We start from the raw sequence: 26,565 nt of genomic DNA on the forward strand, positions 1-26,565 counted from the left end.
ACCGGTGGCCGGGTCCCCTGGGGCCCGGCCACCACCGTCCTCGCCGGGGTGGCGCCCTGCCTCCGGCGGCCGGTCAGTCGACCGCGTCGACCTCCAGCAGCAGGGCCTGTTCCGGGTGCAGGGCCGGCAGGTGCAGACCCACCGTCGCCAGCACCGCGCCGCCCAGCGTCACGCCGGGCAGCCAGCGGGGTTCGGTGATCTGCATCGCCGCCGGCTGCGGCACCCCATCGGCGGGCCGGACGGCGTAGCGGCGGGTCGGGTCGAGGCCGGGCAGGCGGACCGGGCCGGGGGTCTGCGTGCCGGAGGTGGCCACCCGGGACACCGCGTACACGGCGCGGGAGCGGTCGTGGGCGACCACGCCGTGCGCCTGTACGGCCGGGTCCGGATGATCGAACCGCACCACCCGCCCGGTGTGCAGCAGCGGCCGGAGCCGCTTGTGCAGGGCCACCCAGGCGGTCAGCTCGGCCCGCTCCTCGGCGTCGATCGCGACGATGTCCCATTCGATGCCGTGGTGGCCGAAGAGCGCGGTGACCGCCCGGAAGCCCAGGGTGTGCACCCGGCCGGTGGTGTGCGAACGCCCCGGGCCGATGTGTGTGCCGACCAGTTCCGGGGGCAGCAGCAGGCCGGTCCAGCGTTGGATGGACAGCCGTTCCAGGGCGTCGTTGGTGTCGCTGGCCCAGACCCGGTCGGTGCGCCGCAGGATCTCCAGGTCGACCCGGGCCCCGCCGGACGAGCAGCTCTCGATCTCCAGGTGCGGGTGCCGGGCGCGTAGCTCGTCGAAGAGCCGGTAGGCCGCCAGGGTCTGCGCGTGCACCCCGGGCCGGCCGGCGTGCCCGGCCTCGGTGAGGTCCCGGTTGTGGTCCCACTTGAGGTAACTGATCCCCGGGTTCCCGGTGAGCAGCGCGTCGAGCCGACCGAGCAGGTGCGCGTACGCCGCCGGGTTGGCCAGGTCCAGCACCTGCTGGTGCCGCCACGGCAGGGGTAGCCGGCCGGGGGCGGCGAGCACCCAGTCGGGGTGGGCGCGGTACAGCTCCGAGTCGGGGTTGACCATCTCCGGTTCGACCCAGAGCCCGAACTGCATGCCGTGCCCGCGAACATGCTCGATGAGCGGCCCCAGGCCGGCGGGCCAGACGTCGGCGTCGACCTGCCAGTCGCCCAGGCCGGCCCGGTCGTGCCGGCGGCCGGTGAACCAGCCGTCGTCGAGGACGAACCGCTCGACCCCCACCTCGGCGGCCCGGTCGGCGAGGGTCCGCAACCGGTCCAGGTCGTGGTCGAAGTAGACCGCCTCCCAGACGTTGAGGGTGACCGGGCGCGGCGTGCGGGGGTGGCCGGGTCGGGCCCGCAGGTGGGTGTGCAGCAGGTCGCTGAGCCCGTCCAGCCCGGCGGGGGAGTGCACCGCGTAGAGCAGCGGGGTGGCGTACTCGTCGCCGGGGCCGAGGACGATCTCGCCGGGGGCGAGCAGCTCCCCGCCGCCCAGGGTGGACTCCCCGGTCGGGCGGCGTTCGGCGACGGTCACGTGGTCGCCGCTCCACGCGGTGTGCACCGCCCACACCTCGCCGTGGCCGAAGCCGAACCCGGCGGTGCCGGCGACCAGCAGCAGGGTGGCGTCGTGCCCGGTGCGGCCGTGCCGCCCCTCGCGGACCCACGCGCCCTGCGACCATGTGTGCCGTTGCGGTGCGCGTTCGCGGCACCAGCGCCCGGTGAGGTCGAGCAGTTCGGTGGCGACCGGCGGCACGGGCAGCACCGGCGTCAGCTCGCGTACCTCGTAGGGTTGGTCGGCGTCGTTGCGCAGCCGGTGCCGCACGGTCAGCACCCCGACCGGGTCGAGGGTGATCTCGACGGTCAGGGTCAACCCGACGCCCGGGTCCGTCGCCCGCACGCTCACCCGCGCCGCCCCACCCGGGTCGTCGACGTCGAGGCTGTCGAGCCGGAATGCGGTGGACCAGTCGTGGCCGGCGCGGTGGCCGGCGAGGCCGGGCCGGCCGCTCCAGCCGGCGCTCGCCTCGGGCAGCAGGGACAGCACGGTCGGCGCGTCGAAGCTGCTCGGCACCACCGGCGGCACGGTGGCGTCGACCAGGGCCGGCAGGTCGTCGGCGGGCACCGGACCGAGGTCGGCCCCCAGTGCACGATCCGGGGCAGTCCCGGGCCGCGCGCGTCGAGCACCAGGCTGGTGCGGCCCCGGCGCAGGTGAAGCACGGTGGGAAGGGTCATGGCGCTCATCTCCGGATCCGGGCACGTCGGCGGTACGGGCACGTCGGCGGCGTCGTCACTGTCGTTGCGGCGGCCAGGGGGACATCATTCGCGTGAGAGCGATATGCCTGGCGGTCATATTTATGCCTGACAGGCATATCGCTCTCATGTAAATCCATGTCCCCCCGCGCAGTCGGATACCCCAGCGCCGGGCCAGTGCCGGTGGGGGCGGGACGGTCGGGTCAGCCTTTGGACGCGCCCAGGGTCAGGCCCTTGACGAACTGCTTCTGCAACAGGAAGAAGATCACCAGGGTGGGGATGGCGACCAGCACCGAGCCGGCCGACACCAGGTTGTTGTCGGTGAAGAACTCGCCGCGCAGGTTGTTCAGCGAGCTGGTGACCGGGAACTTGTCGCCGGTGCGCATCAGCACGGTGGCCCAGAAGAACTCGTTGTAGATCCAGGTCACCTCCAGGGTGGCCAGCGCCGCCAGCGCCGGCCGGCACAGCGGCATGGTCACCTGCCAGTACTGCCGCCAGATGCTCGCCCCGTCCACCATGGCCGCCTCGTAGAGGTCGCGGGGCAGCGCCTTCATGTAGTTGCTCAGCACGAAGACGCAGAAGCCGCACTGGAAGGCCACGTTGACCAGGATCAGCCCCCAGTAGCTGTCGTAGAGCAGCTCGGAGTCGCTCATGAACTCCGGCAGCGGCACCTCGGTGAAGATCCGGAACAGCGGGATCAGCAACGCCTGCTGGGGCAGCAGGTTGGCGGCGGTGAACAGACCGAGCAGGACGATGTTGAGTTTCCAGCTGAACCGGGCGATCACGAACGCCACGCACGAGGCGAGGAACAGGGTCAGCAGCACCGCCGGGACGGTGATGTAGACCGAGTTGAGGAAGTGCTTGCCGAACTCGGCGGTCCGCCAGGCGGTGACGTAGTTGTCGAGCGTCCAGCCGCCGAACGAGACGTACCCGTTGGCGGCGGTGTACTCGTAGGAGCGCAGTGAGGTCAGCACCGCCCAGAGGATCGGGAAGAGCCAACCGACGGCGACCGCGCCGAGGAACAGGTGCAGCGCCACCCGGGCGGGGCGCAGCGGCCGACGGCGCGGGGCGGCCTCGGACGCCGGCTCCGAGGTCGGCGGACGGGTCGTGGTCGACGCGCTCATCGCCGGTTCTCCCTCATGACGACGGCCAGGTAGACGGTGATGAAGACCAGCGAGACGGCCAGCATGATCGTCGCCAGGGCGGAGCCGAAGCCGATCCGGCTGGCCTCGCCGACGACGTTCTGGGTGACCAGGGCGGAGATCAGCTCCAGGCCGTTGCGCCCCTTGTTGATCACCCAGACCAGGTCGAACGCGCGCAGCGACTCGATCACCGTCACCACCAGCACGATGATGTTGATGGGCCGCAGCACCGGGAAGATCACCCGGAAGAAGGTGCTGGTCTCCGATGCCCCGTCGACCGAGGCGGCCTCCCGCAGTGACGGGTCGACGCCCTTGAGTCCGGCCAGGTAGAGCAGCATGATGTAGCCGACGTGCCGCCAGCCGGCCGCGACCAGCACCGCCCAGATGTTGACGTTCGGGTCGCCGTACCAGTCGGTCTGGCTGCCCAGGACGGCGTTGAGCAGACCCTGGTCCCGGGAGTAGATGAGCTGCCAGACGAAACCGATCAGCGCCAGCGACAGCACCACCGGCAGGTAGAGCGCGGTCTGGTAGAACCGGCTGCCGCGGATCTCCTTGTCGAGGAGCACGGCGAGGAACATCCCGAACGGGGTGGCGACCACGAACAGTGCGGCCAGCCAGAGCAGGTTGTTCTGCATCGCCGGCACGAACGGCGGGTAGATGTTGACCACGTCGGAGTAGTTCCGGCCACCGACCCAGTCGATCTCGCTCAGCGGGCCGATGCCGTCCCAGTCGGTGCCGGAGAGCGCCACGGTGGCCAGCGCGGGAAACCAGACCAGGGCGACCACCAGCAGCAGCGGTACGAGCACCATCAGCGTGATCACCACGCGGTCGGTGCGGGACAGGAGCCGTAGCCGCCGACCACGACCACCCCGGGTGGGGGTGGCCGGGGTCGGTGCCGGTACGGCGTGATCCGCTTGGATCAGGGGCAGGTCGGACACGACGGTCCTCCCCCTCTCGCCGTCAGCTGGTGAAGATCGACTTTTTCTGGTTCTCGATGCTGTTGACCAGCCCGTCGATGTCCTTGGGGTTCTTGATGAACTGCTGGAGCGCCGGGATGATCACCGTGGAGGCGAAGTCCGGCCGGGTGTCGCGGTCGAGGAACTGGGCGATCTCGGTGGCCGAGCCGACCAGCTCGGCGGCCTTCTTCTGCAGGGCGGTGTAGCCGCTGGTGTCCGCGCCGCTGTTGGCGACGAGGGTGGTCGGGTCGTTCTTCACCGTGATGTCGGCGGCCTCCTTGGAGCCGACGAACTCCAGCAGTTTCTTGGCGTTGGCCTCGGACTTCGGCTTGCGGGCCAGCATGTAGCCGTCGATCGGCGCGTCCAGCGCCTTGGCCCCGATGGCCGGGTCGATCTCGGGGAAGGTGAAGAAGTCGATGTCGTCCTGCTCGTCGTTGCCGAACTGCTGGGCGACGAAGAGACCGAGCAGGTACATGCCGCTCTTCTTCTGCTGCAACGACTGGGCGGCCTCCTGCCAGGTGCGGCCCAGGCTGTCCGGCTGGTGCAGCGGCAGCAGCCCGGCCCAGGTGTCGAAGACCTTCTTGACCTTGTCGGAGGTCCACGCCTCCTTGCCGGCCATCAGGTCGATGTGGAACTGGTAGCCGTTGATGCGCAGGTTGAGGATGTCGAAGGTGCCCATCGCCGGCCAGCCGTCCTTGTCGGCGAAGGCGATCGGGGTGAGCCCGTCCCGCTTCATCTGCGCGCTGAGGGCGGTGAGCTGGTCGAGTGTGGTCGGCACCTGGTAGCCGTGCTGCTTCCAGACCGACTTGCGGTAGAACATCGCCCACGGGTAGTACGACGACGGCACGAAGTACTGCTTGCCGTCGTCCCCGGTGGACGCCTTCTTGAACGCGTCGGAGTAGCCGGAGAGCTTGCCCCACAGGTCGCTGATGTCGCCGGCCAGGCCCTTCGCGGCGAAGAAGCGCATCCGGTAGCCGGCGAACCACATGAACACGTCGTCCGGCTTGCCCTGGAGGTAGTTGTTGATGTTCTCCTGGTAGGTGTTGTGGTCGACGGTGTTGATGCTGGCCGTGATGCCGGACGAGGTCTTGAACCCGTCCATCACCTTGGCGATGACCCCCTTGGGCTGCGGGTCGGACTGGTTGGAGCCGAGCGACACCTCCTTGCTGTCGCTGCCCGACCCGGAGTCGGAGCCACAGCCGGCGAGCAGCCCGGTGCCGAGCAGCGCGCCCGCGCCGACCCCGGTGAGCAGGGAGCGTCGTCCGATGCCGGCGACGGAGGACGGTACGAGCCGGGAGAGGTACTCGGCTTCGGTGCGGGGACGGGACATGGTGCCTCCTGCGGATGAAGAGGTGCGCTGCGCCCGAGGGCCGTCAGTGGTGGGGGAGGGAGTGGGGAATGCCAACATAGATCCACCGAGAATGAACATTGGCCAACACAAACTCCCGGTGGCGCTTGAAGCTACCCGTCCGTGCGGCCCTGTCAAGAGGGCAGCTCCGGATCGGTATCGGAGCGTTGGCAGGTGGCCTGGGAGGTAAACGTTGGAAAATCCGCTCGTGTTGGAAAGTGTTGACTTGATCGACCGCTAGGGGCACGCTCTGCTCTCATGCGGCAACACGGCAGCTGGCAGGGCGACGGGATCTACTTCGGCGCCGACTACAACCCCGAGCAGTGGCCCGAGCAGGTCTGGGCCGACGACGTCGCGCTCATGCGCCGGGCCGGCGTCAACCTCGTCTCGGTCGGAATCTTCTCCTGGGCCCTGCTCGAACCGTCCCCCGGCCGGTACGAGTTCGACTGGCTCGACCGCGCCCTCGACGTCCTGCACGCCGGCGGCATCCACGTCGACCTGGCCACCGCCACCGCCAGTCCGCCCCCGTGGCTGGCGCACCGGCACCCCGAGACGCTGCCGCGTACCGCCGACGGCACCGTGCTGTGGCCCGGCGGCCGGCAGGGCTACTGCCCCAGCTCGCCGATCTTCCGCCAGCGTTCGCTGGCCCTAGTCGAGGCGGTCGCCGACCGGTACGCCGAGCACCCCGCCGTCGTCATGTGGCACGTCTCCAACGAGCTGGGCTGCCACAACGTGCACTGCTATTGCGACGTCAGCGCCGATGCGTTCCGGGAGTGGCTGCGGGAGCGCTACGGCGACCTCGACCGGCTCAACGACGCCTGGGGCACCACCTTCTGGAGCCAGCGCTACCACGACTGGGCCGAGATCAACCCGCCGCGCGCCGCGCTCACCTTCGCCAACCCCACCCAGCAGCTCGACTTCCTGCGCTTCTCCTCCGACGCCCAGCGCGCCCAGCTGCGCGCCGAACGGGAGGTGCTCAAGCGGCGGGTCCGCCAGCCGGTCACCACCAACTTCATGATCGGCATGGGCATCAAACACATGGACTACCACTCCTGGGCGTCCGACGTGGACCTGGTCGCCAACGACCACTACCTGACCGTCACCGACCCGTACGCCCACCTGGGCCTGGCGTTCGCCGCCGACCACACCCGGGGCGTGGCCGGCGGTGACCCGTGGCTGCTCATGGAACACTCCACCAGCGCGGTCAACTGGCAACCCCGCAACGTCGCCAAGACCCCCGGCCAGCTGCGCCGCAACAGCCTCACCCACGTGGCGCGCGGCGCCGACGGGGTGCTGTTCTTCCAGTGGCGGGCCTCCCGGGCCGGCGCGGAGAAGTTCCACTCCGCCCTGGTCCCGCACGCCGGCCCGGACACCAAGGTCTTCGACGAGGTCTGCCGGCTCGGCGCCGACCTCAGGGCCCTGGCCGAGGTACGCGGCAGCCGGGTCGACGCCGAGGTGGCGATCCTGTTCGACTGGGAGGCGTGGTGGGGTGTCGAGCTGGACTCCCACCCCAGCGTCGACGTCACCTACGCCGACCGGATGCGGGCGCTCTACGACGCGCTGTGGCGGGCCGGCGTCACCGCCGACGTGGTGCACCCGTCGACCGACCTGTCCGGCTACCGGCTGGTCCTCGTCCCCACCCTCTACCTGGTGCGCGACGCCGACGCCGAGGCGCTGAGCCGGTACGTCGCCGGGGGCGGCACGGCGCTGGTGACGTACTTCAGTGGGATCGTCGACGAGCACGACCACATCCGGCTCGGCGGCTACCCGGGGGCGTTCCGGGAGCTGCTCGGGGTGCGTACCGAGGAGTTCTTCCCGCTGTTGGCCGGCGACCGGGTCGTCCTCGACGACGGGTCCACCGCCGACGTGTGGACCGAGTGGCTGCACCCGGCCGGCGCCGAGGTGATGGCGTCCTACGAGGACGGTCCGCTGCCGGGTGTGCCCGCGCTGACCCGGCACCGGGTCGGCGACGGCACCGCCTGGTACCTGGCCACCCGGCTCGACGAGGCGGCCACCGACGCCCTGGTGGGCCGGCTGCTCACCGAAGCCGGGGTACGCCCACCGGTCGTCGCCCCGACGGGCGTCGAGGTGGTCCGCCGCCGGGCCGACGACCGGTCCTGGCTGTTCGTGGTCAACCACACCGACGCCGAGGTGACCCTCGACGCGACCGGCACCGACCTGCTCACCGGTCAGCCCTGCGGCGGGACGCTGCGGGTGCCCGCCGGGGAGGTGGCCGTGGTCCGGGAGGAGCAGGCGGTGACGGAGGCGGTCCCAGCGGTTGAACCGCCCCCGGCCGCAGCGGCCTGACCTGCGTACCGTTCCCTCGTCCGCGCGGTTGGGAGGTTCGATGCTCGCTCAGCAACGGCAGAACGCCATCCTGGAGCTGATCCGGCAGCGCGGCGGGGTGCGGGTCAGCCACCTGGTCGCCCGGTTCGGCGTCTCCGACATGACGATCCGCCGCGACCTGGAGGTGTTGGCCGAGCGGGGGCTGGTCGACAAGGTGCACGGCGGGGCGACCCTGGCCGGCCCCGGGTCGGCCGAGGAACCCGGCTTCGCCGCGAAGTCGATCCGCCAGCAGGACGAGAAACGGGCCATCGCCGGCCGGGCCGCCCGGATGGTCGAGCCCGGCATGGCCGTCGCGCTGTCCGCCGGCACCACCACCGCCGCGTTGGCCACCCTGCTCGGCGACGTGCCCGGGCTGACCGTGGTGACCAACTCGATCCCGGTCGCCGATGCGCTCTACCAGAATCCGCGCGTCGACCAGACGGTCGTGTTGACCGGCGGCATGCGTACCCCGTCGGACGCGCTGACCGGGCCGGTGGCCGAGGCGGCGATCCGTACCCTGAATGTGGATCTGCTCTTTCTCGGCGTGCACGGGATGAGCCCGCGCACCGGGTTCACCACCCCCAACCTGCTGGAGGCGGCGGTCAACAAGCGGTTGATCGGGGCGGCCCGGCACCTGGTGGTGCTGGCCGACCACACCAAGTGGGAGACGATCGGCATCGCCACCATCGCCCCGCTGGCCGAGGCCGATCTGTTGATCACCGACGCCGGGCTGCCGGCGGACGGCCGCCAGCAGATCGGCGAACAGGTCGGTGAGCTGGTCGTCGTCGAGGTCGACTGACCGCCGTCGCGTCCCCGCCGACCTCGGTCACCGTTCGGGGTCGCACGGCCCGTCGTGGTCGGCCCGCGCCCGGCAGCGCCGCCGGCCAGCCATGATCCGGTCACAGAACACCCACCGTCGTACGTGCTGGGCGTCCTCGGCGGAGACGGTGGCCCCGGCCACCTCGACCCCCGGCACCAAGGCCAACGACCGCGCCAGCGTGTATGCGAAACGCAACGCCTGCTCCTCGGTCGTGACCCTCACGGGCAGGTGCACCACGTAGCGGTGACCGTCGTCCCGGCGGGTCGTCGGCCCGTGGCTCAGCACGGGGGACGGTTGGCCTGGGCGCTGCGGCGGTCCCGCAGCAGCCGCTTGAGCCTCGTGTTCTCCCCGGTCAGCCGGGTCACCTCCTGATGCAGGCTGGCCAGCTCCAGGGCGAGCCGGATCAGGAACCGGCGCACCTCCCGGGGATCGAGGCCCCGCCGGCCGAAGCCGGCGGTGGGGAACTGGTGGTCGCGGACCAAGACCGGATGCAGCCGGGCCGGCAGGGTGCCGTCGTCGCGGATCATTCGTCGCCTCCTGACGGGTACGGGGTCGCGGGAACCCACGCTGCCGTGATAGGTATTCAGCAAGTCGGTCGGAGCCGGAATTCGGCTTCATGTTGAGACCCGACGAGATCCGGTATGCGGCTGCCACCCGCGAGGCCGTCTCTCGTCACCTTCTCGGCTGTTGGCACAGCCGCGGTTACTGCGCTTGCACCGGGCGTCCCCGGGGGCCGGTGATCACCCTCACCCGAAGGCCACATTTCCAGTGGGCTGGAACTGGAGCAATGGTTCCTTCGCGGGCCTCGTCAACTTTTTCGAGAGGTGGATCATGCCGCACAAGCCGTTCATACGGACCCTGCGCGCGCAGTGGCTCGGCCAACAACTCCGCGCCCTCCGGGAAGAACGCGGAATGACCTTGAAACTCGTCTCGGAGCACCTGCAACGCGACATGTCGGCGCTCGGGCGCTACGAGCGGGCGGACTGGCCGATCCGCAAGGGTGACGTCGTCGCACTGCTCGACCTCTACGGTTTCCACCATGCCGCCGAGCGGGCCCGCCTGCTGGCGCTGGCCGAGGACGTGTGGCGCACCGACCGGTGGGACGAGGACTACGGCGACGTCGTCGACTCGTCCTTCATCGAGTACCCGTGGCTGGAGGGCCGGGCCGACAAGGTGTGCTGCTTTCACATGACCCTCGTGCCGGGGCTGCTCCAGACCCGGGCCTACGCCGAGGCGGTGATCCGGAACGCGGCCGAGCCGGAGGCGTCCGAGTCGATGATCAACCGCTGGGTCGAGCTGCGGCTCTCCCGCCAGGAAGTGCTCTCCAAGGAACGCCCGATCACGATTCATACCGTCATCGACGAATCCGTCATGCGTCGCCGGGTCGGTGGTGCCCAGGTTCTTCGGGACCAGCTCGCACACCTGGTGAAACTCCAGGCCCTACCGCAGGTTCGTATCCAGATCATGCCGTCGTCGGTCGCTCTCCACCAGGGACTCGACGGCACGTTCTGGATCTTCCATCTTCCTGAACCGTACCCTGCGGTTGCTTACGTCGAATCACTCGGCGGCCGGCTCTACATGGAGTCGCCGAAGGCCGAGCGCTTTCTTCGTGCGTACGATCGATTGTCGAAGTCCGCACTCGGCAAGGACGAGTCCACCGCCCTGATGGGGGCCATTGCAGAGGAGTTGGCATGAACGAGGCTTTGCCTGCGGTTGCCTGGCACATCAGCACCAAGAGCGACAGCAACGGCGGGAGTTGTGTGGAGGCGGGGCCGTTGCTTGACGGCTCGGGTCGGGTGGCCGTGCGACACAGCAAGGCGCGTGACGCGGCGACGATCGTCTACACGGCTGACGAGTGGGCGGCCTTCGTCGGTGGAGTCAAGGACGGCGAGTTCGATTTCGCCAACGCCTCCCACTGAACATCGGTTCCGGGAGGATCTTGGTGATTTCGGCCCTCCAGGGGGCCATCTGCCGCCAAGATCCTCCGCGGCCGCGGCATCGCGGTGCGCCTGTCCGTAGTGAGGTTCGCCAGCACCGCGTAGCACATGTGCTACGTTGGTCGTATGCATGAGGTGGGGCTTCGGGAGATGCGGCAGAACGCCAGCGACCTGGTGCGTCGTGCGCAGGCGGGTGAACGTTTGACGATCACCGTCGCCGGCCGTCCGGCAGCCGTGCTCGGCCCGGTCAGCCCCCGGACCTGGCGGGAGTGGGACGACCTCGCCGGCGTGTTCGACCAACCTACGGACCCCGCCTGGGCAGACGATCGGGATCTCCTGGACGGTGTCGTCACCGACCCATGGGCCGAGCGGTGAGTCGGGGCATCCTCGACACCAGCGTCCTCATCGCCAACGACGTAACGCCGATCCCGGGTGAGCTGGCCATCAGCGTTGCCAGCCTTGCCGAACTCCAGTTCGGTGTCCTGGTCGCCAAGACCGCCGAGGCGAGGGCACTCCGGTTGGCGCGGTTGAGCGCCATCCAGCGCCGATTTGATCCACTGCCCATCGACGACGTGATCGCCGACAGCTACGCACGACTGGCTGCCCGCGTCGTCGAGACCGGCCGTCAGCCGCGCGCCAGAGTGATGGATCTGCTCATCGCCGCGACCGCACACGCCCACGACGCCGCCGTCTACACCCGCAACGCCAGCGATCTCGCAGGACTCGAAGACCTGATCACGATCCGCACAATTTGACGTGACCCGTTCCGGGAACTCGTCGTCCTGGGATCTGCCATTCCCGACACCCGCCGGCCATGTCATTGGGGCCGGCCACCACCCGAGCTGCCTGGTCCCGCACCTCGGAGGGCGTCGAAAACCGCCCCTACGGATCGCGCTCCCCTCGCTACGATGACGCCCTCGGCGTCGACAGAGACGCCGCCACGGGGGAGGGTACAAGTCCATATGAGACGCCTCAGAGCGGCCATACCGCTGACGGTTCTTGCGGTTGTGGCAGCCATGGTGACCACCGGTTCTCCAGCCTCGGCCGCCGACTCGTTCGATGTGACGCTGAAGAGCTGGGCCTATCTTGACTCGCAGAACCCGGACGCGAAGGTCGTCGATGCGACGGTGGCGCCGCCGGTCGGAACCTCCCGCGACGAGGCCGACCGTACGCACATCTACCGCTCCTACTTCACCTACGACCTGACCACGCTGAAGGGCACGGTCGTCCACAGCTCATACCTGTGGACGAACGAGAAGTCGGTCGTCGACTGCTCCGCCCCGGCAACCATCGAGGTGTGGCGGACCCGCCCGGTCAAGAGCAACACCACCTGGCTGCGTCCGCCGGCCGAGATCGAGAAGCTGTTGACCGCCAAGCGGGGTGCCGGCGCCGCCTATTGCCCCAGCTACCTGGGCCTCGACATGGTTGCCACGCTCAACGCGGCGCTCAGCCGAGGTGAAAAGAGCATCACCCTGGAGTACCGGGTCGCCGCCGATCAGGAAGGCGTCGGGTGGACCGGTCGTACCTTCGACAAGCCGGTGCTCAGTGCGACGGCGAACCACCCGCCCACGGTCACGAACCTCAAACTGAAGTACCCGGACCGGCCGTGCGGCACGCTGGCCAAGCCGTCGCCGGCGGCGCGGAACACGGTCTTCTCAGCCACCCCCAGTGATGCGGACGAGGGCGACCACCCGACCGTGCTGTACGCGCTCTGGCCGGTCGACCACCCCGACCAGCGTCGCGAATTCCACGACTACTACGGCACCGACCTGAGCCAGTACGCCGACGGTACGGTCCTCGCCTGGCAGGCACAGGCCAGCGACTACTACGACCAGGGCCCATGGAGCAGGATCTGCTACCTGGTCATGGACGTGACCGCACCGGCCGATCCGCCGAAGGTGTCGTCGCGGACCTATCCCGAGGGTGACTCCCCGGGCGGTGGCACCGGCATCGAGGGAACGTTCCGTTTCGACGGGGCTGGCGACCGTGACGTGGTCGCGTTCACCTGGCGTGACTCCATGGGGTATTCCGGCCAGATTCCGGCCCGGCACCCGGGCGGCAGGGCGACCCTGAAGTACACCCCGAAGCTGCGGATCGTCACCGACCTCTATGTCGCGTCCGTGGACGCGGCGGGTAACCGGGGGCCCGAGAAGACCTACCGGTTCCGGGTCGCCGAGACGGCACCCCGCGTCGATGTCGTCGTGCAGGGTGTCGGCCTGCCGAGCACGATCACGTTCATCGCGTCGAAGCCCGAGACCACCGCGTTCGGGTACCAGCTCAAGGACAGCGCGGAGGTCCGCCTCCCGGCGGTCGATGGCAAGGCCACCGGCCCTGTCACGTTCACCGCCACCGGCCTGATCGAGGTGGCTGTCCGGAGCTACGCCAACAACAAGCTGATCGGGCAGGAAACCCTGCAGGTCTGGGTCACCGATGCTCCCGGCATCGAGTCGGCGGAGTTCAACCTGGACACCGACCAGGTCGCGGGCAAGGTGGGCTCGTTCCGGTTCACCCCGCACAGCAACGATGTCGTCGCCTACGAGTACAACCTCGACGACGAGTGGAAGACCATTCCGGCAGCCGACGACGACACCGCCGTACTGCCGTGGACGGCGACGCCGGGCTGGCACTCGATGGTCGTCAGGTCGGTGCGGGCGGACGGTTCCACGTCGATGGAAGCGGACCACCAGTTCAACATCATCGACACCCGCCCGACCGCCTACGCCAACGAGCTGAGCAGCTGGCCGCGCCGGGACGGCGTCGGCGTGCCGCTGAGCGTCGAGTTGCAGAGCCAACTGCCGAACCTGACCGGATTCGTCTACCGGTTCGACGGCGGCAGCGAGCAGACCGTGCTCACCGAGGGCAATCCGTACGCTCTCATCACGGTCACGCCGACGCACGCCGGCGACAACACCGTGGTCGTTCAGGCGCTGCTGTCGGACGGTACGCGCTCGCCCGCCACCACCTACACGTTCGGCATCTGGTCCGGCCCCGTGGTCACGCAGACGCCGGAGGGCGACGGCACCGTCGGTCGGACCGTGACGTTCACTTTCCATCCGGGGCTGCCGGACGTCGGCTCCTACCGCTACTCGTTGAACGGCGCCGACGAGGCGACCGTCGCGGCCGGTCCCGACGGCACCGCGACGGTCACGTACACGCCGGGCTCGTGGGGCTACAACGACGTGCGGGTCACGAGCATCGGCGCGGACGGCACCGAATCGGACCTGCGGATCGCGCCGTTCAGCGTTCGGGACAACAAGGTCGCTGTCTACAGCACCTACGACTGGTCCCGGGCGGGGATCGGCTGGACCGGATACTTCTACTTCAGCACCCAACTGTTCGGCGAGGTGACCGAGTACCACTATCGGGTCAACGACGGCCCGGAGCAGATCCTGCCGGCGAGCGCCGACGGTACGGCGACGCGCGTCGCGGTGCCGTTCGAACGCAACGGTACGAACACGCTGCACGTGCGGAGCCTGACGGCGGGCGGTGAACTCTCGCCCGTGACGGATTACGACTTCACGGTCGGCAATGCGCCCTACGTCGTGAGCGCCCAGTATCCGGACGGCGTCTGGTCTGGCGGTGCCGGTGTCCCCGGCACCTTCGAGTTCAGCGGCGGCACTGCGGGAATCGTGTCCTTCTCCTGGCAGGTCGACGACGGCCCCTCGACCGACGTGCCGGCTGACAGCCAAGGGAGGGCGTCGATCACCTACACGCCGACGCAGAACTTCGAGACGTACACCCTGTCGGTGACCGGCCACAAGGCGGACGGCACGGACACCGACACCACCCGCTACTCCATCCACGTCTCCAACGGCACCTGACGACCGCGATGCGGCACGGCCGGCCCTCCGACAGCAGAGGGTCGGCCGTTGGCCGGACGGGCTTCGTCGGCGGCGTCAAGGACGGCGAGCGCCGAACTTTGCGAGCGCCGGGGCCTGACCGGCCATCCGGCATTCAACCCGGCGACGGGAAGGCCGACTACCTCGTCGTCTACCGCGAAGGCGTAGTCCGCGCCTGGCTCAACCGCAGCGGCAACCTCTGATCCACAGGTAGCGTGGGCTGCCCACTGCCTCAACGGTGGTGGGCAGCTCCGCTGTCGAGACAACCACATCGCCGACGCGGACCTACCCGAGCAGTGCGGCTGCCGTGGCCAGGGTGGCCAGCGACAGTGTCGTGGTCAGCACCACCGCCCGGTTGGCCACCGCCTCACCGACGCCGTACTCCTGGGCGAAAATGAACGTGTTCTGCGCCGTCGGCAGGCCCGCGCACACCACCACGGCCAGCACCTGCGGCGCGGACAGGTGCAGGGCCAGCCCGGCCGCGTACGCGATGACCGGTTGCGCGACGAGCTTCAGCGCGGTGATCACGGCCAGGGCGGCGGGCTCGGCCGGCTCTGCCGGTGAGGGCGCGGTGCGGTGCAGCGACGCGCCGAGCGCGACCAGGGCGGCGGGAACCGCGGCGCCCGACAGCAGGGTGAGCGACGCGCCGGCCGCCGACGGCAGGTGCAGGTCGGCGGCCGAGCACGCGACACCGAGCAGCGACGCCAGGATCACCGGGTTGCGTACCGGCAGGGAGGCGATCCGGCGGACCCGTACCCGCCCGGCCGGGTCGCGGCGCCGGTCCAGGGCGATCAGGATCACGGGTGCCACCACGAGCACCTGCAGCAGCACGACCTGCGCCAGGAACGACACGTCGCCGAGGACCTGCGTGGCGATCGGGATGCCGAGGTTCGCCGAGTTCACGTAGCCGGCGGCCATGCCCCAGACGGGCCGTTCGCCGGGCTCGCGACCGAACAGCCGGCCCGCGCCGACCCACCCGAACCCGACGACCGCGGCCGTGCTCACCCCGAAGGCGAGCAGCGGGCGGCCGGCGAGCCCGGAGAACGGCATCCGGGACAGGGCCAGGAACAGGGCGGCCGGCATCGCCAGATGGAACACGAAGCGGCCGAGCACCGACGCTCCCGCCGCGCCCAGCAGGCCCCCACGACAGGCCGCGTAGCCGATCACGGTGAGGACCCAGATCGGTACGAACGCCGACACCAGGCTCATCCGGGCGTTACCGGCGGGTGGCGTCGCGTCGGCCCGGGGACTGGCGGGGGTCGGTCATTCCGGCGGGGTCTGGTGGAGGGCTCGGCTCTCCTCGATGTGGGGGACGTGTTCGATGGCCCAGCCGGCGAGGGCCAGCGCGGGTGGGATGAGGCTCTTGCCGGTGGGGGTCAGCGCGTACTCCACCCGGGGCGGGACCTCCGCGTACGCCGTGCGGGACACCAGGCCGTCCCGGATGGTCCGGCCGCCGTCGCCCCGGATCATGCAGGTGTGTTCGTACTGCGACATGACCACCCCCTGTGCCTTACGCGCACCCGTGTGCCTTTTGTAAGCCCTCCATCCACGTCTTCAACGGCACCTGACGCCGGTACGAGGACAGATCTCGCAGGCGTAGGCGGCCTGGCGATCATCCACCGGACAGGCCAGGGTGGCCGGTGAACGACCGGCCATCCTGGCGTCCCCCACCGTCATCTGGTCGCCGGGCGAGCGGGCCGACCCGACGGCCGAGCGCCACCGCCACCCCGACGGACACGGCGAGGGCGGCGAGGACGTAGGCGTTGCCGACGACGTGCTCCACCGGGGTCCATTCGTACTCGCGGCGCCAACCCCACGGTGGCCACAGGAACGGGCGGGCCACGAAGACCGCGATCCACGCGAGGCCCGCCCATCGGTTGTGCTGCCACAGCGCCAGCCCGACCGGAACGGCCCACACCCAGTGGTGGGACCATGAGATCGGCGAAGCGAGCAACATGGCCAACGCTCCCAGGCCGGTGCCCAGCACCCGATCGCCGCGTCGCCAACACACGGCGCCGATGACCACGACCGCGGCAGCGAGCGGCCCGGCGACCGCAAGCCACAGCAGGTTCGGCGGCGGAGCGTCGAGTAGCCGGGTGAGCACGCCGAACACCGACTGGTTGTGGGCAAGTTGCGGGGGACCCACCCGGCCCGCCGAGAAGAGATTCTCGGTCCAGTACGCCCTTGCCGAGCCCGGGATGACCGCGACCCCGATCGCCACGGTACCGGCGAAAGCCAGGAGCGCCCGCCCTGCCGTCGTGCGGCGACCGACCATCACCAACAGCACGACGAACACGAGCGGGGTCAGCTTCACCCCGGCTGCGATGCCCACGAGGACGCCGGACCAGCGTCGTTCCGGATGGACCAGATCGATGAGCACCGCCAGCATCAGTAGCAGGTTGATCTGGCCGAACGTGAGGTTCTGCCACACCGGCTCCAGAGCGAGCGCACCCACGGTCGGCAGCGCGACATGCCACCCTGCCACGGGGCGGCCGAGCGCGCGGCCCACCAGCGCGACGGCCCCGGCCAACGCGGCCACCGAGGCCGCAGTCCACAACGCCGTAGCGAGCCAGAACGGCAGCGGACCCAGCGGCACCATCGCCAGGGCCGCGAACGGCGGATAGGTGAACCGCAGGTTGGTCGCCGGGTCACGGGACCCGTAGAGCGGCATACCGTCGAGGACCAGCCGGCCGCCATACTGGTAGACCGAGAGATCCACGAATTCTCCGTGGACGCTCAGCTTGGCAGGTACCGCCGCCCAGGCCGCTGCCCCTGCCAGGGCGGCAGCGGCGACGACCACGGCCAGGACCGGGCCGACCCCTCGCAGCGCGGGAGGCTTCCCGCTGGGGGCGCTTCCCGGCGAGCAGCGGCTGTCTGACATTCGCCGACCATAGCGCCACGCGAACCCCATCCACACTCGACCGCCCTCGCTCGGGTCTCCCACAGAGAACGCCGCGCTCCCGGCAGGAGCCCGTGCTGCGGTCTGTCAGCCTCTCTCTCCACTGTGCAGCCCCGACGACGATGACGTGCAGTAGCTCGTGACGGTCGTGACGAGTGTCTGCGGCGGAGCGCCACCGGCGAGGCGCGCGCCTGCGTCAACTACCAGCGTCACCGGCGGGTGGCGTCGCGTCGGCCCGGGGACTGGCGGGGGTCGGTCATTCCGGCGGGGTCTGGTGGAGGGCCCGGCTCGCCTCGATGTGGGGGACGTGTTCGATGGCCCAGCCGGCGAGGGCCAGCGCGGGCGGGATGAGGCTCTTGCCGGTGGGGGTCAGCGCGTACTCCACCCGGGGCGGGACCTCCGCGTACGCCGTGCGGGACACCAGGCCGTCGTGCTCCAGGTGGCGCAGGGTGAGCGTCAACATGCGCTGGGAGATGCCGGGGATCTGCTGGTGCAGCTCGGTGAAGCGCAGTGCGCCCGCGTCGAGCGTCGCCACGATGAGCAGCGTCCATTTGTTGCAGATCCGGTCCAGGATCGCCCGGATGGTCCGGCCGCCGTCGCCCCGGATCATGCAGGTGTGTTCGTACTGCGACATGACCACCCCCTGTGCCTTACGCACACCCGTGTGCCTTTTGTAAGCCCTCCGATACTGACACATGATGTGGCTAGTTCCTTCTCGTAACCATCGTGTTCAGAGCTGGAGGATCTGTCATGACACTCGCCTACTGGATCATCGCCGCCCTGCTGGCCGTCTTCTATCTCTACGCCGGGGGCAAGAAGGCCACCCAGAGCCGGGAGCAGTTGCAACCGATGATGGGCTGGGTCGACCGCGTACCCATGCCGCTGGTCCGGACCATCGGGGTGCTGGAGGTGCTCGGCGCGGCCGGCCTGGTCCTGCCGCCGCTGACCGGGATCGCACCCTGGCTCGCCGTCGCGGCGGCCGTCGGGTTCATCCTGATCCAGGTCGGCGGCATCGCGGTGCACCTGTCCCGGGGCGAGATCCGCCAGCTCGGGCTCAACGTCGTCCTGCTGGTGACCGCCGCCGTCGCCACCTGGCTGGCCACCACCTGGGTATGAGCCGCACGAGGGTCGTCCGGCTCGCCGACGCACCGCCCGCACCAGGCAGAATGCCGGGATGGCACTCGACAGGTCCGGGAAGTTGTGGCGCGGGGAGAACGTCGACGACCTCGCCGACTACCTCCGCTACTTCGCGGCGGGCGGTTACCCGGTCGCCACGGTGGTGGAGTCCCGGTGCGCCGGGTGCGACGGCCGTGCCTTCCGCGTCGACATCGACGAGGAGGAGGCGACCCGGCGGACCTGCCTCGCCTGCGGTGCGGTCGCCTTCATCGGCGACAGCGCCGACTACTGGGACGAGACCGGTCACGAGTCCTGCTCCTGCCCCTGCGGGGGTGAGGAGTTCGCCGTCGCGGTCGGCTACGCGCTCGGTGCCGACGGCGAGGTGCGCTGGCTCAGCGTCGGCCTGAGGTGCCTCGACGACGGCACGCTCGGCGTCTACGCCGATACGAAGATCGACTACCTGCCGTCACGCCACCTCCTCGATCAGGCGTGAGGCGGGCGGCCGGTCCAGGGCGCGGAGCAGCGCCGGTAGGCCGCTGTGCACGAGGGGAAGCCCGCCCAGCTCGCTGAGCCCGACCCAGGCGAGGTCGTCATGCTCGTCGGGCGCACGGTTGGTGGGCGAGCCGAGCCAGGCTCCGACGTGCCACACACCCACGTGTACGGCGTCCCCGCCGCTGCCGGACCGCAGCTCGCCCAGCCGGGAGCAGGACTCCGCGACGATCTCGACGCCGACCTCCTCGCGCAGCTCACGGGCGAGGGCCTGGCGTTCGGACTCGCCCGCCTCGACGTGACCCCCGGGTAGATCCCACAGATCCGGGTACGCCAGGCGGGCCGGACTGCGGTGTACCAGCAGAGCCGCGTGGTTCACCACGAGTGCGCCGCAGACGACGATGTGCATGCCGGGATTCGAACACAGGGGTGGGACAGTCGGGCCGTGGCCGGGTCCGGTCGGACGAAATTCGGTGTCGTCAGCGTCGTGACGCACGGTATACCCGGCAGATGCGTGAAGAGGTGCTTCCCGGCGGCAACACCACGGGTGCCGTGTTGATCGACGGTGTCGTACACAAGCGGGCGTCGCGGTGGACGACCACCGTGCACGCGGTGCTGCGGCATCTGGAGGACGCCGGGTTCGACGCCGCCCCCCGCGCGCTCGGCTTCGACGACCAGGGCCGCGAGATGCTCAGCTATCTGCCGGGGGAGACGATCGGCGGCCGGGAGCCCTGGCCCGACTGGGCGTCGGCCGACGTGATGCTGGTGCAGGTCGGCCGGTGGCTGCGCCGGGTCCACGACCTGACCGCCGGTTTCACGCCGCCGCCGGACGAGTGCTGGTTCGTCGGCCGCGCGATGGGCCCCGGGCTGGTCGTCGGGCACCAGGACGCGTCCCCCTACAACGCGGTGGTGGACGGTGACCGGCTGGTCGGGTTCTGCGACTGGGACACCGCCGGCCCGTCGTCGCGGGAGTGGGACCTGGCGTTCTCCGCGCTGACCTGGGTGCCGCTGGCATTACCGCGCGACGGCAGCCCGTTGACCGACGGCGACCTGCGCGAGCGGGCCCGCCGGTTGCGTCTGCTGCTCGACGCGTACGGCTACGGGGGCGACCGGGGTGGGTTCGCCGCCGCCGTGCCGCAGCGGGCCCGGCGGCAGGCGGACGTGATCCGTCACCTGGCCGACGCCGGGGATGCTGCGGCGACCGCGCTGCTGCCCATCGCGGCACTGCTCGAACAGTCCGCGACCGACGTCGAAGCCCTCCCGGCGACCTTCTGGACGCATTGACCGCTTCGGGGGCGGGTGTCACCGGCACCGTCAGTCCCGGGGGTGGGCGGCGGCTGCGGCGACGGTGGCCAGCTCTTCGCCGGAGAAGCCGGCGCGGCTCACGACTGTTCTTCGGCTACCAGTTCGCCACGAAGGCCGCCACCCCGACCACCATCCCCGCGTACGCCGTCGACGTCTACGTCGAGGCGATCGTCGCTGACCCGCGCGGGCTGCGGGCCAGCTTCGGCTACTACCGGGCGCTGGACGAGACGATCGCGCAGAACGAACGGCGGGCGAAGACCCGGCTGACGCTGCCGGTGCTCGCCATCGGCGGTGCGCTCTACAGTGGCGCACTGGTCGCCGGGACGATGCGACTGGCCGCCGACGACGTCACCGAGGCGATCATCGACGACTGTGGCCACTACGCCGCCGAGGAGCAGCCGGCGCGGTTCACCGAAGCCCTGGAGGGCTTCCTCGGCGGCGGGTCGGCGTCGGCCGCGTCGCAGGGTTGAGGCCGGCCCGCCGCCGGGTCACGAGTGGGCCCGCTCCGAGGTGACCGGGGTGGTGAAGAAGTCGGCGAGCGCGTCGACCAGGTGTCGCGGGGCGCGGTTGAGCGCGTCGTGGCCGGCGCGGGGCACCGCCAGCGTGCGGGCGTGCGGCATGACCCGGGCCAGTGCCTCGTTGATCGGCCGGTAGTACGGCGGCCCGCTGCCGCCGTAGGCCAGCAGCACCTCGGCGGTGATGCCGGCCCACCGCTGCGGCGAGCTGTCGTGCTGCTGGATCAGCGCGCTCTCGTCCAGGGTGGTCGGCAACAGCTCGCCCATGCCGCGCCCGATCGTCGTATGCAGGAACAGCCGGCAGATGGCCACCTGGACGGCCAGTGGCAGGCGCGACGTGGCCGACTGGGTGTTGAGGCCGGCCCCGGTGAGCGCCAGGGCGCGGGCGATGTCGCCCGCGTGTGCCGCCGCGCGGGCGGCGGGCACCCAGTCGAGGGGGAACAGGCTGTTGACCTGGACCGCCGGGTCGTAGAGGGCGAGGCGGTCGATCGGCAGTCCACGGGCGGCGGCGCGCAGGGCCACGAAGCCGCCGCCGCTGTGGCCGAGCACGTTGCCGACTCCGGTGGCGGTCAGCAGTGCGGCGAGGTCGTCGACGTCCTGCTCGCCGTCGTAGGGCTCGGCGCGGGCCGCCGCGTCGGCCCGGCCGCGACGGTTGTAGAGGTGCACGGTGAACCGGTCGGCCAGCCGCACCGCCAGTCGGCGGTAGACCTCGATGGTGACGCCACCGCCGTGCACCACGATGATGCCCGGCCCGCTGCCGGTGGAGTGGAGCACGATCTCGGCGTCGTCGGCCGCCGGTACCCGTTGCTCGGTCCAGTGCTGTTGCATGTCGTCCTCCCCAACAAAACTGCGAACACCGTTTGCAGTTTTAGAGTGTAGCGGTGACCTCACCCGACGAGCCAGCGCGTACCCCGATCTGGTCCCGGCCGGCCCGTGGGCAGCGCGGGCCCGCGCCGACACACACCCGGGACGAGATCGTCGCCGCCGCGATCGCGACCGCCGACGCCGACGGCATCGGCGCGGTCTCCATGCGGGCGGTCGCCGCCGCGCTGCACACCGGCGCCGGCTCGCTCTACCGCTACCTGTCCTCCCGCGACGACCTGCTCGACCTGATGGTCGACCGGGCGGCGGGGGAGTTGCGCCCCTACCCGGAGGCCGGCGACGACTGGCTCGACACCATGCTGCGCCTCGCCCGGCGGCAACTCGACCTCTACCGCCGGCACCCCTGGCTGGTGGAGGTTCTGCCCCGGCCGACCGCCCCCGGCCCGCAGAGCCTGGCCTGGTTCGACCACTGCCTGGCCGTCCTGCGGCCGGTGCCGGCCGCGACCACCACCAAGTTCGAGGCGATCGCCATGATGACCGGGGTGACGTCGCTGTTCGCCCGGCAGGAGTCCGCCGCCCCGCCGGTCGGCTTCGCCGGCACCGACCTGGCGGCCTACCCGAACCTGGTCGCCGCCGTCACCGACCCGTCACCGTCCGCGCCCCGCGACCTCTTCGCGACGACGGTACGCAGCGTCCTGCGCGGCCTGCTCGTCGACGACGCCGACTGAGTCGGCGGGAGGACCCTCGCCCCAGGACGCCGACAGCCACGCCACCCCGGCGAAGATGGTCGTCAAGGCAATTGACACTCGACAGGCTCCTGGTCGCGAAGCCCGACCCGCACGGTCACCGGCACTCCACCCGTGGCTCGTCTACGGTCCATGGGTGACACCTCCGCCGGTCGAGACGCCGTCCACGTCGTACCGGCCCGACCGGGCGGCGGGCAAGCCCTCCATGATCGCGCTGGTGCTGCTGACCGGGGTGGGACCGTTCGCCACCGACGCGTACATCGCCGCCCTACCCGAACTGCGGCGCTCCCTGGACACCAGCGCCACCATGGCGCAGCTGACCCTGACCGCGTTCATCATCGGCGTGGCCGCCGGTCAGCTCCTGCTCGGCCCGGTCAGCGACGTACGGGGCCGGCGCGGCATCGTCCTGGTGAGCACCGTGAGTTTCGTGCTGCTGTCGCTGCTCTGCGCCGCCGCCCCGACCGCCGGGGTGCTGGTGCTCGCCCGGCTCGGGCAGGGGATCGCGGCCGGCACCGGGGTGGCGCTCGGCCGGGCGATGGTGACCGACGCGTGGCAGGGCGACCAGGCCGCCGCCCGGTTCGGCAGCATCGCCTCGGTGACGTTCCTCGGCCCCGTGCTGGCACCGGCCGTCGGCGGGGTGATCCTCGACCACGGCACCTGGCGTACCGTCTTCGTCGCCCTCACCGGGCTGGGGGCGGCGATGGCGGTGGCCGCGCTGGTCGGCCTGCCGGAGACGCTGCCCGCGCACCGCCGGCACGACGGCGGCCCACGCCCGGCGCTGGCGCGGATGGCCGGCCTGCTGCGCGACCGGACGGTGCTCACCAACCTGATCGTGCTCTGCCTGGCCATCGCCGGGTTCTTCACCTACATCGGCGGCTCGGCGTTCGTCTTCCAGACCGCCTACCGGGTGGACGAGTCCCGATACACCCTCATCTTCGCCACCAACGCCGCCGGCATGGCCGCCGCCGGGCTGCTGTTCCGGGTGCTGGTCAGGCGGGTCGGAGCCGGCCGGTTGCGGGCCGCCGGGCTCGCCGCGTCCACCGTGGCCACCCTCGTGCTGCTCGTCGTCGCCCTGGCCGACCGGGAGGCCGGGTGGCCGCTGGCCGTGCCGTGGACGCTGCTCGCCGTGGTGGTCGCCGGCATGGGTCTGACCCTGCCGGCCAGCACCGCCCTGACGCAGGAGGCCGGCCGGCGTTCCGCCGGCACCACCGCCGCGCTCCAGGGTGGTCTGGGTTTCCTCGCGGGCGCGCTGGTCACACCCCTCACCGGCCTCCTCGGGTACGCGAGCCTGCTGCCGATGGCGGCGGCCATGGCGGTCTTCTTCGTGGCGGCCTGCGTGATGCTGGTGCTGCTGGCCCGCCCCGGTGCGTCCTTTCAGGCACTTCACAGTCCTGGCAATTAGGGTGCGGCGGGTAACCGTGCGTGCTCCACGGTGGAGTACGCGCCGACCGTGAAGCGGGAGTTCCGATGGTCTTCAAAAAGATGCTGAGCGCGTTCGGGGTCGGTGGGCCCAGCGTCGACACCGTCCTGGCCAACCCGAACACCCGGCCCGGCCTGACCCTCGACGGCAACGTGGACCTGGTCGGCGGGGACGCCGCCGCCAACATCGAGCAGGTCGTCATCGGCCTGGTCACCCGGGTCGAGATCGAGGGCGGCGACAGCGAGTACGCCGGCGTCATGGAGTTCCACCGGATGGTGGTCAGCGGCCCGCTCCAGCTCGCGCCGAAGCAGCAGCTCGCCATCCCGTTCCAGCTGCCGGTGCCGTGGGAGACCCCGATCACCGACGTCTACGGTCAGCGCCTGCACGGCATGACCATGGGGCTGCGTACCGAGCTGGCGATCGCCCGCGCGGTCGACAAGAGCGACCTCGACCAGGTCAACGTCCACCCGCTGCCGGTGCACGAGCACATCCTCGGCGCGTTCCAGCAGCTCGGTTTCCGGTTCAAGCACGCCGACCTGGAGCGGGGTCACATCCGGGGCTCCCAGCAGACGTTGCCGTTCTACCAGGAGATCGAGTTCTTCGCCGCACCCCAGTACGCGCAGGCCATCACCGAGCTGGAGCTGACCTTCGTGACCGGCCAGCACGGGGTCGAGGTGGTGCTGGAGTGCGACAAGCGGGGTGGTTTCCTCAGCTCCGGGCACGACGTCTTCGGCCGCTACACCGTCTCCCACACCGACGTCGACCGGGTCGACTGGGTCCAGGTCGTCGACGGCTGGCTGCGCGAGACCACCTCCACGTACGGCAACCTGCGCGCCTCCTCCGGATACGGTGCCCCCACCCACGGCTACCCGATGCACGGCCACGGCCACCACGGCCGGGGCCCGGGGATGGGCGGCGTGGTGGCCGGTGCGGCGCTCGGTGTCGCCGGTGGCCTGGTCGCCGGTGAACTGATCGAGGACGCCTTCGAGGGCGACGACGACGGCGGTGACTTCGGCGGCGACGAGTGAACTGAGGTCACGTCCGGCGGACGGGCCGTCGCCGGGCGGGCCCCTGGTCCGGTGTGGACACAACGGGACGGCCGGACCCTGCTCGGCGGTCCCCCAGAGCAGCGATGGCCCCCGGGAGCAATCCCGGGGGCCATCGTCCCGCGCAGCTCGCGCTGCTCGGGTCAGCTACGGTCAGCGACGACCCTTGCGCTCCGCGCCGGAACGCCGTGCCGAACCCGCCTTCGCCAGGCCCCGGCTCACCAGGTAGGCGCCGGTCAGGGCGGTCAGGAACCACCACGCCTGCGTCGGGTTGTTGATGTTCAGGCCGTTCGTGGCGGTACCACGCCAGAAGGCGGAGATCACCACGACCGCGACTGCGGCGGCGTACACCCAGAACTCGGTCGTCAGGAACGACTGCTTGGTCTCCGTACCCGGAGACGGCATCGCTTCCCGCTGCCCGTCGTGCATCATCGGCATCTGCCGGGTCTGCTCGTTCATCATGGCGTTGCGCTGGGCGGTGTCCATCGGCCGGTTCATGGGCCTGGTGGATGCAGCCTGCGTGCTCATCTGGTCCTCCTCAGGATTTGATGAGTACCTGCGCTCCCTCACCCCGCTACCGCGGTCGGCCACGGCACGGTTCGCCTGCTGTGGCGGGGGCACCCTGGGTCTACCCCCCGACGGCGAGCAGGTAACACCGGCTCCGGCCGAAATTCCGCCGCCGCCGGGCCAGCCCTCCGGTGCCCCGACCGTGGTACGCGGCGACGCTGCGCCGACCCAGCTCCGGTCCGCCCGGGCCGAAGCGGGGTGCGGCCCACGCGTGGTCGGGCCGAGGTGCGGTCTGCCCGGGGTCGGGCCTGGGGTGCGGCCTTTGCGTGGTCGGGGCGGGTGCGGTCCGCCCGAGGGCGGGGCGGGGTGCGGTCGCTGTCTCGACCGCCTGCTGCTGACCTGGTCCCCGGGGCTGGATGCGGTGTTTGGTCGTGCGGGCCACGGGCACGCAGCGGGTTCCGCTGAGACTCTGCGAGGTGATGGACGTGCGCGACGACGACATGATGCGGAACTCCACCCGTAAGGCCGAGGAGCGGCTCACCGCCGGGGTGTACGGCCCCGGGGCGCTCGACGAGGTGACCGTGCCCCGGGTCGACGTGACCAGAGCCCTCCAGGAGGACGACCCGGACGACGTGGCCGACGTGCCGATCGACCCGGAGGTATTGCGCGACGGTGGCCCGACCCGGGGCCAGGGGGCGGTGACCACCACCGGCGGCACCGCCGGCCCGGCCAGTGTTCGGCGGGTGGCCCGGCAGCCCGGACGACACCCGGGCACGGTCGCACCGACGACCACCGGCGACGCCACCACCGGCGGGCTGAGCACTCCGACCGGCGGCCCCGTCAGTGACCAGTCGGCCAGCGCCGTCGAGATCGGCGACTTCTCCGACGACTGACCGCGCTGCTGGAGGGGCACCCGCCCCATGATCACGCTCGAACATGGATGTAGTGGCCTCCTCTCGCCGGGAGGCCACTACATCCATGTTGCAGCACGATCTTGCCGATCACGGGCCCGGTGCGTCGGGGCCGGGGTCGGGCGTCGAAGGGGTCGGGCGTCGAGGGATCGGGCGGACCCCACGGCGGTCGCCCGGTGAACGCGGTGGCCCT

The 26,565-nt window shown here is 70.8% G+C and carries 28 protein-coding genes; 15 read left to right on the forward strand and 13 right to left on the reverse strand.

Annotation, left to right across the window (positions count from 1 at the left end; translation table 11 throughout):
- Nucleotides 1-73: 73 nt before the first annotated feature.
- The 4 genes from J7462_RS28915 to J7462_RS28930 all read right to left on the reverse strand — a co-directional run bounded on the left by J7462_RS28915 (nt 74) and on the right by J7462_RS28930 (nt 5,657).
- Complete coding sequence (locus J7462_RS28915) at nt 74-2,101, reverse strand: alpha-galactosidase (protein WP_308291066.1); 2,028 nt, start codon at nt 2,099-2,101, stop codon at nt 74-76.
- Between the two features lie 331 nt (nt 2,102-2,432).
- The gene (locus J7462_RS28920; RefSeq protein WP_219468871.1) at nt 2,433-3,353 is read right to left on the reverse strand and encodes a carbohydrate ABC transporter permease; all 921 of its coding nucleotides are present in this window, start codon (nt 3,351-3,353) and stop codon (nt 2,433-2,435) included.
- A complete protein-coding gene (locus J7462_RS28925) occupies nt 3,350-4,309 on the reverse strand; it encodes a carbohydrate ABC transporter permease (RefSeq protein ID WP_208569901.1) in 960 nt (319 codons plus the stop codon). Before J7462_RS28925 ends, J7462_RS28920 begins: the two co-directional genes overlap by 4 nt.
- A 22-nt stretch (nt 4,310-4,331) precedes the next feature.
- Entirely contained in the window at nt 4,332-5,657 is a 1,326-nt protein-coding gene (locus tag J7462_RS28930; protein ID WP_219468873.1) for an ABC transporter substrate-binding protein, read from the reverse strand.
- 276 nt (nt 5,658-5,933) lie between these two features.
- Here J7462_RS28930 and J7462_RS28935 point away from each other — a divergent pair, with 276 nt between their 5' ends.
- Complete coding sequence (locus J7462_RS28935; RefSeq protein WP_219468876.1) at nt 5,934-7,982, forward strand: beta-galactosidase; 2,049 nt, start codon at nt 5,934-5,936, stop codon at nt 7,980-7,982.
- A 40-nt stretch (nt 7,983-8,022) separates the two neighbouring features.
- Nucleotides 8,023-8,799 carry a DeoR/GlpR family DNA-binding transcription regulator gene (locus tag J7462_RS28940; protein WP_219468880.1) on the forward strand — a complete coding sequence of 259 codons (777 nt, stop codon included), beginning with the start codon at nt 8,023-8,025 and terminating at the stop codon, nt 8,797-8,799.
- 27 nt (nt 8,800-8,826) lie between these two features.
- On the opposite strand, the gene J7462_RS28945 is transcribed toward J7462_RS28940, so the two are convergent.
- Together J7462_RS28945 and J7462_RS28950 are read right to left on the reverse strand one after the other, a co-directional pair.
- Entirely contained in the window at nt 8,827-9,057 is a 231-nt protein-coding gene (locus J7462_RS28945; protein WP_219470814.1) for a hypothetical protein, read from the reverse strand.
- 41 nt (nt 9,058-9,098) lie between these two features.
- On the reverse strand, nt 9,099-9,347 hold the full coding sequence (locus tag J7462_RS28950; protein ID WP_204957155.1) for a DivIVA domain-containing protein: 249 nt from the start codon (nt 9,345-9,347) through the stop codon (nt 9,099-9,101).
- Between the two features lie 304 nt (nt 9,348-9,651).
- Between J7462_RS28950 and J7462_RS28955 the strand changes: the two genes are divergently transcribed.
- The 5 genes from J7462_RS28955 to J7462_RS28975 all read left to right on the forward strand — a co-directional run bounded on the left by J7462_RS28955 (nt 9,652) and on the right by J7462_RS28975 (nt 14,578).
- Nucleotides 9,652-10,515: a helix-turn-helix transcriptional regulator gene (locus J7462_RS28955; protein WP_219468882.1), complete on the forward strand. Its 864-nt coding sequence runs from the start codon at nt 9,652-9,654 to the stop codon at nt 10,513-10,515.
- Nucleotides 10,512-10,739, forward strand: coding sequence for a DUF397 domain-containing protein (locus J7462_RS28960; RefSeq protein ID WP_219468885.1), 228 nt, complete (start codon nt 10,512-10,514; stop codon nt 10,737-10,739). The genes J7462_RS28955 and J7462_RS28960 overlap by 4 nt, the downstream gene beginning before the upstream one ends.
- A 144-nt stretch (nt 10,740-10,883) precedes the next feature.
- The gene (locus tag J7462_RS28965; protein ID WP_204957158.1) at nt 10,884-11,132 is read left to right on the forward strand and encodes a type II toxin-antitoxin system Phd/YefM family antitoxin; all 249 of its coding nucleotides are present in this window, start codon (nt 10,884-10,886) and stop codon (nt 11,130-11,132) included.
- Nucleotides 11,129-11,512, forward strand: a complete 384-nt coding sequence (locus J7462_RS28970) for a PIN domain-containing protein (protein ID WP_208569894.1) — start codon at nt 11,129-11,131, stop codon at nt 11,510-11,512. The genes J7462_RS28965 and J7462_RS28970 overlap by 4 nt, the downstream gene beginning before the upstream one ends.
- Nucleotides 11,513-11,773: 261 nt before the next feature.
- Nucleotides 11,774-14,578, forward strand: a complete 2,805-nt coding sequence (locus J7462_RS28975; RefSeq protein ID WP_219468887.1) for a hypothetical protein — start codon at nt 11,774-11,776, stop codon at nt 14,576-14,578.
- Between the two features lie 303 nt (nt 14,579-14,881).
- Here the strand turns inward: J7462_RS28975 and J7462_RS28980 are convergent, their stop codons facing one another.
- From J7462_RS28980 to J7462_RS28995, 4 genes are all read right to left on the reverse strand, one after another.
- Nucleotides 14,882-15,805 (reverse strand): AEC family transporter, encoded by a 924-nt coding sequence (locus J7462_RS28980; protein ID WP_219468890.1) that lies wholly within the window; start codon nt 15,803-15,805, stop codon nt 14,882-14,884.
- A gap of 54 nt (nt 15,806-15,859) precedes the next feature.
- A complete protein-coding gene (locus J7462_RS28985) occupies nt 15,860-16,090 on the reverse strand; it encodes a helix-turn-helix domain-containing protein (protein WP_219468893.1) in 231 nt (76 codons plus the stop codon).
- Nucleotides 16,091-16,208: 118 nt separating this feature from the next.
- Complete coding sequence (locus J7462_RS28990) at nt 16,209-17,315, reverse strand: glycosyltransferase 87 family protein (protein WP_219468896.1); 1,107 nt, start codon at nt 17,313-17,315, stop codon at nt 16,209-16,211.
- Nucleotides 17,316-17,751: 436 nt separating this feature from the next.
- Nucleotides 17,752-18,129, reverse strand: a complete 378-nt coding sequence (locus J7462_RS28995; RefSeq protein WP_255597939.1) for a helix-turn-helix domain-containing protein — start codon at nt 18,127-18,129, stop codon at nt 17,752-17,754.
- Between the two features lie 116 nt (nt 18,130-18,245).
- On the opposite strand from J7462_RS28995, the gene J7462_RS29000 reads away from it, so the two are divergent.
- Nucleotides 18,246-18,611, forward strand: a complete 366-nt coding sequence (locus tag J7462_RS29000; protein ID WP_219468898.1) for a DoxX family protein — start codon at nt 18,246-18,248, stop codon at nt 18,609-18,611.
- A gap of 58 nt (nt 18,612-18,669) precedes the next feature.
- Complete coding sequence (locus J7462_RS29005) at nt 18,670-19,104, forward strand: hypothetical protein (protein WP_219468901.1); 435 nt, start codon at nt 18,670-18,672, stop codon at nt 19,102-19,104.
- Here J7462_RS29005 and J7462_RS29010 read toward each other — a convergent pair.
- Nucleotides 19,078-19,509 carry an NUDIX domain-containing protein gene (locus J7462_RS29010; RefSeq protein ID WP_219468906.1) on the reverse strand — a complete coding sequence of 144 codons (432 nt, stop codon included), beginning with the start codon at nt 19,507-19,509 and terminating at the stop codon, nt 19,078-19,080. The two genes, J7462_RS29005 and J7462_RS29010, sit on opposite strands and share 27 nt — an antisense overlap.
- 101 nt (nt 19,510-19,610) lie before the next feature.
- Here J7462_RS29010 and J7462_RS29015 point away from each other — a divergent pair, with 101 nt between their 5' ends.
- Together J7462_RS29015 and J7462_RS29020 are read left to right on the forward strand one after the other, a co-directional pair.
- On the forward strand, nt 19,611-20,384 hold the full coding sequence (locus tag J7462_RS29015; RefSeq protein WP_219468911.1) for a phosphotransferase: 774 nt from the start codon (nt 19,611-19,613) through the stop codon (nt 20,382-20,384).
- Nucleotides 20,381-20,875 (forward strand): alpha/beta fold hydrolase, encoded by a 495-nt coding sequence (locus J7462_RS29020; RefSeq protein WP_219468914.1) that lies wholly within the window; start codon nt 20,381-20,383, stop codon nt 20,873-20,875. Before J7462_RS29015 ends, J7462_RS29020 begins: the two co-directional genes overlap by 4 nt.
- An 18-nt stretch (nt 20,876-20,893) precedes the next feature.
- Here J7462_RS29020 and J7462_RS29025 read toward each other — a convergent pair whose 3' ends face one another.
- On the reverse strand, nt 20,894-21,748 hold the full coding sequence (locus J7462_RS29025; RefSeq protein WP_219468917.1) for an alpha/beta fold hydrolase: 855 nt from the start codon (nt 21,746-21,748) through the stop codon (nt 20,894-20,896).
- A 53-nt stretch (nt 21,749-21,801) separates the two neighbouring features.
- Between J7462_RS29025 and J7462_RS32710 the strand changes: the two genes are divergently transcribed.
- The 3 genes from J7462_RS32710 (at nt 21,802) to J7462_RS29040 (ending at nt 24,936) form a co-directional block, all read left to right on the forward strand.
- Nucleotides 21,802-22,470 (forward strand): TetR/AcrR family transcriptional regulator, encoded by a 669-nt coding sequence (locus J7462_RS32710; RefSeq protein ID WP_219468921.1) that lies wholly within the window; start codon nt 21,802-21,804, stop codon nt 22,468-22,470.
- A gap of 154 nt (nt 22,471-22,624) precedes the next feature.
- Complete coding sequence (locus tag J7462_RS29035) at nt 22,625-23,890, forward strand: multidrug effflux MFS transporter (protein WP_219468924.1); 1,266 nt, start codon at nt 22,625-22,627, stop codon at nt 23,888-23,890.
- Nucleotides 23,891-23,955: 65 nt separating this feature from the next.
- Nucleotides 23,956-24,936, forward strand: a complete 981-nt coding sequence (locus tag J7462_RS29040) for a sporulation protein (RefSeq protein WP_219468927.1) — start codon at nt 23,956-23,958, stop codon at nt 24,934-24,936.
- A gap of 171 nt (nt 24,937-25,107) precedes the next feature.
- Here J7462_RS29040 and J7462_RS29045 read toward each other — a convergent pair whose 3' ends face one another.
- Nucleotides 25,108-25,482, reverse strand: coding sequence for a hypothetical protein (locus tag J7462_RS29045; protein WP_255597940.1), 375 nt, complete (start codon nt 25,480-25,482; stop codon nt 25,108-25,110).
- Nucleotides 25,483-25,946: 464 nt separating this feature from the next.
- Between J7462_RS29045 and J7462_RS29050 the strand changes: the two genes are divergently transcribed.
- Complete coding sequence (locus tag J7462_RS29050) at nt 25,947-26,354, forward strand: hypothetical protein (RefSeq protein ID WP_374197556.1); 408 nt, start codon at nt 25,947-25,949, stop codon at nt 26,352-26,354.
- Nucleotides 26,355-26,565 lie beyond the last annotated feature (211 nt).

The organism is Micromonospora sp. RL09-050-HVF-A (assembly GCF_019374995.1).
Classification (GTDB): domain Bacteria; phylum Actinomycetota; class Actinomycetes; order Mycobacteriales; family Micromonosporaceae; genus Micromonospora; species Micromonospora antibiotica.

Bases quoted from the DNA above. Each gene is read 5' to 3' on its own strand.
- J7462_RS28920 (WP_219468871.1), bottom strand. From the start codon at position 3,353: ATGAGCGCGTCGACCACGACCCGTCCGCCGACCTCGGAGCCGGCGTCC.
- J7462_RS28930 (WP_219468873.1), bottom strand. From the start codon at position 5,657: ATGTCCCGTCCCCGCACCGAAGCCGAGTACCTCTCCCGGCTCGTACCG.
- J7462_RS28935 (WP_219468876.1), top strand. From the start codon at position 5,934: ATGCGGCAACACGGCAGCTGGCAGGGCGACGGGATCTACTTCGGCGCC.
- J7462_RS28940 (WP_219468880.1), top strand. From the start codon at position 8,023: ATGCTCGCTCAGCAACGGCAGAACGCCATCCTGGAGCTGATCCGGCAG.
- J7462_RS28950 (WP_204957155.1), bottom strand. From the start codon at position 9,347: ATGATCCGCGACGACGGCACCCTGCCGGCCCGGCTGCATCCGGTCTTG.
- J7462_RS28955 (WP_219468882.1), top strand. From the start codon at position 9,652: ATGCCGCACAAGCCGTTCATACGGACCCTGCGCGCGCAGTGGCTCGGC.
- J7462_RS28960 (WP_219468885.1), top strand. From the start codon at position 10,512: ATGAACGAGGCTTTGCCTGCGGTTGCCTGGCACATCAGCACCAAGAGC.
- J7462_RS28965 (WP_204957158.1), top strand. From the start codon at position 10,884: ATGCATGAGGTGGGGCTTCGGGAGATGCGGCAGAACGCCAGCGACCTG.
- J7462_RS28975 (WP_219468887.1), top strand. From the start codon at position 11,774: ATGGTGACCACCGGTTCTCCAGCCTCGGCCGCCGACTCGTTCGATGTG.
- J7462_RS28980 (WP_219468890.1), bottom strand. From the start codon at position 15,805: ATGAGCCTGGTGTCGGCGTTCGTACCGATCTGGGTCCTCACCGTGATC.
- J7462_RS28985 (WP_219468893.1), bottom strand. From the start codon at position 16,090: ATGTCGCAGTACGAACACACCTGCATGATCCGGGGCGACGGCGGCCGG.
- J7462_RS28995 (WP_255597939.1), bottom strand. From the start codon at position 18,129: ATGTCGCAGTACGAACACACCTGCATGATCCGGGGCGACGGCGGCCGG.
- J7462_RS29000 (WP_219468898.1), top strand. From the start codon at position 18,246: ATGACACTCGCCTACTGGATCATCGCCGCCCTGCTGGCCGTCTTCTAT.
- J7462_RS29005 (WP_219468901.1), top strand. From the start codon at position 18,670: ATGGCACTCGACAGGTCCGGGAAGTTGTGGCGCGGGGAGAACGTCGAC.
- J7462_RS29010 (WP_219468906.1), bottom strand. From the start codon at position 19,509: ATGCACATCGTCGTCTGCGGCGCACTCGTGGTGAACCACGCGGCTCTG.
- J7462_RS29015 (WP_219468911.1), top strand. From the start codon at position 19,611: ATGCGTGAAGAGGTGCTTCCCGGCGGCAACACCACGGGTGCCGTGTTG.
- J7462_RS29025 (WP_219468917.1), bottom strand. From the start codon at position 21,748: ATGCAACAGCACTGGACCGAGCAACGGGTACCGGCGGCCGACGACGCC.
- J7462_RS29040 (WP_219468927.1), top strand. From the start codon at position 23,956: ATGGTCTTCAAAAAGATGCTGAGCGCGTTCGGGGTCGGTGGGCCCAGC.
- J7462_RS29045 (WP_255597940.1), bottom strand. From the start codon at position 25,482: ATGAGCACGCAGGCTGCATCCACCAGGCCCATGAACCGGCCGATGGAC.